This window comes from Pseudomonas cichorii, assembly GCF_019719005.1.
Taxonomy (GTDB): domain Bacteria; phylum Pseudomonadota; class Gammaproteobacteria; order Pseudomonadales; family Pseudomonadaceae; genus Aquipseudomonas; species Aquipseudomonas cichorii_E.
This window is the reverse complement of sequence record NZ_JAIGPJ010000009.1, coordinates 66690-72931: the sequence shown is the minus strand read 5'-3', so window position 1 is coordinate 72931 and position 6242 is coordinate 66690. Positions and strand designations below refer to the sequence as shown.

Below are 6242 nucleotides of genomic sequence, written 5' to 3'. Positions count from 1 at the left end.
GGGCCTTGGCCGCGACAGTCGCGGCCAAGGCCCCTCCCACAAAATCAGAGGCAATATTCAAACCGCCGCCTTCTTACCCTCCTGCGCAGGCAATTGCAGAAATATCCCCGCCGCAAACATCGCCAGTACGCCCACGCTCAGGAAGGTCAGCTGGAAAGCACCCAGCACACTGCTGACTTCGCCCGCGGCTACATCATCGGTAAAGCCGCCCAGCAGGGCGGCAGCGGATGCCACGCCCAGGCTCAGTGACAATTGCGCGACGACCGACAGCAAGCTGTTGCCACTGGCGGCGCTGGCGTCGTCCAGGTCGATCAGGGTGACGGTGTTCATGGCGGTGAACTGCAAGGAGTTCACCGCGCCCAGCAATCCCAGATGAACCAGCAGAATCCAGTAAGGCGTTTGAGCGTCGACCAGCGCCAGGGTTGCCAGCAGTATTCCCAGCAGCAACGTGTTGCCGGTCAGGATGGTGCGATACCCCAGGCGCTCGATCAGCCAGCGGGCCACGGTTTTGGCGAACATCCCGGCGGCTGCCAGTGGCAACATGCTCATGCCGGCCTGCGCCGCTGAATAACCCAGGGCGACCTGCAGCAGCAACGGCACCAGAAACGGTAATGCGCCGCTGCCAAGGCGGGCAAACAGATTGCCCAAGATGCCCACTGCAAAGGTCCGGGTGCGAAACAACGACGGTGCAAAGAGTGGAAATTCCACATGCCCGGCCCGCAGCCAGTAGGCCGCCAGACAGCCCAGGCCGGCGAACAGCAGCAAGACCACACGCATATGTGGCAGGTGCAGTTCGCCCAGGCCTTCCAGTGCAATGGTGATCAGCACCATCGAGGCGCCGAAAAGAATGAACCCTGTGCCGTCGAATCGCGTGCGCCCGCCACCTGGGATATCCGGGATGAAATGCTTGACCGCATAACAGCCCAGCAACCCCACGGGAATATTGATCAGGAAGATCCAGTGCCAGCTCATGTACTCGACCATCCAGCCGCCCATGGTCGGCCCGAGTAACGGCCCCAACAGGCCGGGCACGGTAATGAACCCCATGATCCGCACCAGCTCCGAACGCGGGTAGGCGCGGAGCACGATCAGGCGCCCGATAGGCAGCATCAACGCGCCGCCAAGCCCCTGAATGACCCGTGCTGCCACCAGCATATTCAGCGAGTTGGACAGTGCGCACAGCAACGAACCAAAACTGAACAACAGGATGGCGCTGAAAAAGATGCGTTTGATGCCGAAGCGATCGGCAATCCAGCCCGAAGCGGGAATCAGCAAGGCGATGGTCAACATGTAGGCAATGACCACCGACTGCATGCGCAGCGGGTCTTCTTCCAGCGAGCGGGCCATGGACGGCAGGGCGGTGTTGAGGATCGTGCCGTCCAGGCTTTGCATGAAGAAGGCGATGGCGATGACCCAAGGCATCCAGCGCAGGGTTTTTTCGTCCAGGTGCGGCATGTGATTTCCTGTGATTCTTTCGCGAATAAGCGGAGCGCCGCCCGATTCGCTCCCACGGGGTTCATTCGTAGGAGCGAATTCATTCGCGAAGAAGGGCTACAACGTCAACGTCAGTTTGCTTATCAAAGCCCCAGGCAACTGAATGGAGGCTGTCTGGCGCTGGCTATACGTGCTGGCCGACAGAATCAGCTCCCGCTCGCGGGTCAGATTCTCCAGAGCGTTGCCCAGCAGGCTGTAGGCACTGTCATCAAAACGCATGCTGCTGACCGGCGCCACGATCTTGCCGTCTTCGACCCAGAAGGTCGCAAAACGGGTCATGCCGGTCAGGCGTGCGGCCGACTGGTCGGAAAAATTCAGATACCAGAGGTTGCTGATATACAGGCCAGTGCCGAGCTGCTTGAGAATCTGTTCCTGCTCCAGAGTGCCACTTGCCATGCTCAGCGCACTTGGCCATTCCCCGTTGTCCGCGCCGTTGGCTTGCAGGCCGTATTCAGCGGCGCTGCTGGAGTCGACCAGTTGCTCGCGGGCTTCACCGCCGGCAATCAGGGACAGGTCCTTGCGTGGATAACCTTCGCGGGAGAACGCCGGTGACAGCGAACCGCTGACCTGTTCATCCAGGCTGAACAGCGGGCTGAAACGGGTATCGCCGCTGTACAGCCGCTGCAACGGGCTGTGCTTGCTGGCCAGCGCCTGTGCGGAAAACCCGCCCCAGCACAGCATGCCGATGATTTCATCCAGTGCGGCAGGTGCCAGGTAAGCGCGGTATTGACCAGGCTCCAGAGTGCGCAGCGGACGACCGAGAAACTCCAGCTGCTCGCGAGCCTGATTGAAGCGTCTGCCAAAGGCCTCGCTGTTCCAGTCATGTCCGGCATAGTTGGCCTTTACGGCCTGGCCGTTCTCGTGGAACAGGCTCCAGTCGAAATTGAAGCTATTGGCCTGATGCCAGCCCAATGCGCCCCAGGAACTGGCGAAGCCGCGATAGACCGGCCCGGCAGCGTAGAAGCCCACCAGATCCAGACCTTGTGACAATTCGCTGATCTGCTCCACGACTTGCCCGCTGTCCGGCAACGGCGGCTCTTGCAGGTTGTTGCTGTGCCAGGCCTCGGTATTGGGCAGCAGATACGGGTCCCTGGCGAGTGATACCAAGGTTTCGCGCAGTTGAACCAAAGCCTCGCTCAAACGCTGGCTGTCGACCTGTGCATCGCCCGAAAGCGTCAGTTCCAGATCGGCATGCCGACCGTCGTCGATCAGTTTGAAGGTCACGCTGGCTTGCTGCACATGTCCGGCCTGACGCACCTGGCCATGATTGAAGCGAATGAAGTCCGACGCTTCGGCGTTATAGGTCAGGGTGAAGTGTTCGTTCGGGCCGATATCGGCCTTAAGGGCGGCGACCAATGCCTCGAATTGCTGTTGATGAGACATCAGGCGTCACCTCCAAATACATCGACATTGGCGAACACACAGGCTGGGGAAGCGTGACCGACACGCACCACCTGATTGGGTTCGCCTTTCCCGCAATTGGGTGTGCCCAGAACCTTGAAGGTGCTGGCGTCGCCGACCGCGCTGAGGTTGCGCCAGAACCGCGCGGAAATCGCCCGATAGTTGGGGTTCTTGACCACGCCCTTGAGTTCGCCGTTTTCGATCAACTGGCCCCACTCGCAACCGAACTGGAATTTGTTGCGCGCATCGTCGATGGACCACGAGCGGTTGGTGGACATCAGGATGCCGTGCTCGATATTGCCGATCAGTTGCTCCAGCGACTGGTCACCCGGCTCGATATTCAGGTTGGCCATGCGGTCGATGGGCGGACGGTTCCAGTTGCAGGCGCGGCTGTTGGCGACGCCCGGCAGGCCTGAGCGGTATTGCGACAGCGCACCGCCCAGAGGGCGCTGCAACAGGCCGTTGCGAATCAGGAATTGTTTGCTTGCTGCGGTGCCATCGTCATCATGCCCGTAGCTGGCCAGTTGCTCGGGAATCTCGGGGTCGAACGTCACGTTTAGCAGGCTGGAGCCGTATTGCAGCGTGCCGAAGTCCGATGCCTTGACGAAGCTGGTGCCGGCGTAATTGCGCTCGTCGCCCAGAATCCGGTCCAGTTCCAGCGGATGGCCGATGGATTCGTGGATCTGCAGGATCATCTGGTCCGGCATCAACAACAAGTCACGAGGGCCTGTGGGCGTATTGGGGGCCAGGATCAATTGCAGCGCCTGATCGGCCACCTGTGCGGCAGCGCCGATCAGCCCGCAATTGCTGATGATCTCTGCGCCGCCTTGCTGGCCAAAGTTATCGCGGCCCAGGCTGCGGGTCTGGCTGTCATGCCCGTCATAGGCGGTCACTGTCATGCCCGGAAAGACAAAACGCTGTGCCTGACGAATCTCGGCCCCGGCGCTGTTGAGGTAAATCTGCTCGACGTTTTCAAGACCCAGACCGGCCTGCCAGTTCACCAGACGCTCGTCTTTTGGCACCGAGTTCGACTCGCTCATCAGCAGGTCGATGCAATCGCTCAGGCTCGGGAAGGCATTGCTCAGGTTGGGCGACAGGTAATCGGCGCGGGCTGTCGAGACAGCCTGGTCGGTGAGGTTCAGTAGCGAGTGTGGTGCCAGGCGGCGAGCCAGCTCTTCAGCCTGTTGCAGGGCTGCCTGCAAGCCTCGCTGGGAAATATCGTTGGTGGCAGCGTAGGTTTCGACACCGTTGAGGCGCACGGTCAGCATCGCGCCTTCATCGCTACCCAGCGACGGCGGCTCGGCCACATTCTTGCGCACGCTCAGGTGCTGGCTGGTCCTGCGCACATAACGTACGGAAAAAAATTGCGCATCGCTCTGCAGTGCGGCGAACCGCTGCTTGAGCTGAGCGGAGAAATCGAACATGCAGAGAGGCTCCTTGTTGAGAGGGGCAAGGTGTTCGCAAATGAATTCGCCCCTGCTGTAGGAGCAAATTCATTCGCGAAGGGGGTATGACTTGCCCGCAAATCATAGAGCCTGAATCACACCTGTGCTACTGCGCCTCGCACCGGCGTACCGCGTGCCGGTTTGTCGCCTGCCACGAAGTAGTCGGCGGTGCTGCGCGGCAACGGCTGACGGCCACGGATCCTGTCGGCGATCTTCTCGGCGATCATGATGGTCGGGGCATTCAGGTTACCGGTGGTGATGATCGGCATGATCGAGGCATCCACCACGCGCAGGCTTTCCAGGCCATGGACACGGCCCTGACCATCGACCACGGCCATGTCATCGGTGCCCATCTTGCAGGTACACGAAGGGTGATACGCCGTTTCGGCGTGTTCACGGACGAACTTATCCAGCTCTTCGTCGGACTGCACTTCGATGCCAGGGCTGATTTCGCGGCCACGGTACGGGTCCAGTGCCGGTTGCTGCATGATTTCCCGGGTCAGGCGGATGCCGTCGCGAAACTCCTGCCAGTCCTGCTCGGTAGACATGTAGTTGAACAGGATGCTCGGGTACTCGCGTGGGTCCTTGGACTTGACCTGCACCCGGCCACGGCTCGGTGAGCGCATGGAGCCGACGTGAGCCTGGAAACCATGCTCTTTCACACCTTTGGTGCCGTTGTAGTTAATGGCAACCGGCAGGAAGTGGTACTGGATATTCGGCCACTCGAATTCTTCGCTGGAGCGGATGAACCCGCCCGCTTCGAACTGGTTGCTGGCGCCTATGCCTTTGCCCAGGAACATCCACTCGGCGCCAATGGCTGGCTGGTTCCACCACAACAGGGAAGGGTAGAGCGAAACCGGCTGGGTGCAGCTGTATTGCAGGTACATCTCCAGGTGATCCTGAAGGTTCTGGCCTACGCCCGGCAGGTCGTGAACCACGGGAATATCGAGCTTGTTCAGCAGTTCGGCCGGGCCGACACCCGAGCGTTGCAGGATCTGCGGCGAAGCGATGGCTCCGCTGCACAGCAGGACTTCCTTGCGGGCACGGGCTTCGATGCGAGTGTCGCTGTCGCCGCGCAGATACGCCACGCCGACGGCACGTTTGCCCTCGAACAGGATGCGATCGGTCAGCGCGTGAGTGACGATGGTCAGGGTCGGGCGCTTCTTGGCTTCGTCCAGATACCCGCGAGCGGTGCTTGCGCGACGGCCATTGGGCGTCACGGTTCTGTCCATCGGGCCGAAGCCTTCCTGTTGATAACCGTTGAGGTCGTCGGTGCGCGGATAACCCGCCTGCACCCCAGCTTCGACCATGGCGTGGAACAACGGGTTATTGCCTGCCTTGGGCGTGGTCACGCTGACCGGACCGTCGCCGCCGTGATAATCGTTGGGGCCGATGTCGCGGGTTTCGGCCTTGCGGAAATACGGCAGGCAATCGAGGTAGCTCCAGTCTTCCAGACCCGGCTCCTTGGCCCAGCCGTCATAGTCCATGGCGTTACCGCGGATGTAGCACATGCCATTGATGAGCGACGAGCCACCCAGGCCCTTGCCGCGACCGCATTCCATGCGGCGGTTGTTCATGTGCGGTTCCGGCTCGGTTTCATAGGCCCAGTTGTAGCGACGGCCTTGCAGGGGAAACGCCAGCGCTGCGGGCATCTGGGTACGGAAATCCAGCCGGTAGTCAGGGCCGCCGGCTTCCAGCAACAGAACGGTGACGCCCGGATCTTCGGTGAGACGGGCTGCCAGGGTGTTACCGGCAGAGCCGGCACCGATGATGATGTAGTCGAATTCGGATTGCGTGGTCATAGAAAGTCCTTCGTAGGGCTGCAAGCCTCAAGTTTCAAGCTGCAAGCAAAGGCATTCAGGTGCTGCCTGTGAGAATGAGGGCGGCAAGCTACTTCACTTG

The 6242-nt window shown here is 60.8% G+C and carries 4 protein-coding genes; all 4 read right to left on the bottom strand.

What is annotated here, in order from left to right:
• Positions 1-57: 57 nt before the first annotated feature.
• The 4 genes from mdtD to betA all read right to left on the bottom strand — a co-directional run bounded on the left by mdtD (position 58) and on the right by betA (position 6142).
• Complete coding sequence (mdtD, locus tag K5D32_RS09495; RefSeq protein WP_221600019.1) at positions 58-1455, bottom strand: multidrug transporter subunit MdtD; 1398 nt, start codon at positions 1453-1455, stop codon at positions 58-60.
• 96 nt (positions 1456-1551) lie between these two features.
• Positions 1552-2877, bottom strand: a complete 1326-nt coding sequence (locus K5D32_RS09490) for a TldD/PmbA family protein (RefSeq protein WP_221600017.1) — start codon at positions 2875-2877, stop codon at positions 1552-1554.
• Entirely contained in the window at positions 2877-4319 is a 1443-nt protein-coding gene (locus K5D32_RS09485) for a TldD/PmbA family protein (RefSeq protein ID WP_221600015.1), read from the bottom strand. Before K5D32_RS09485 ends, K5D32_RS09490 begins: the two co-directional genes overlap by 1 nt.
• 116 nt (positions 4320-4435) lie before the next feature.
• A complete protein-coding gene (gene betA, locus K5D32_RS09480) occupies positions 4436-6142 on the bottom strand; it encodes a choline dehydrogenase (protein ID WP_221577069.1) in 1707 nt (568 codons plus the stop codon).
• Between the last annotated feature and the right edge of the window lie 100 nt (positions 6143-6242).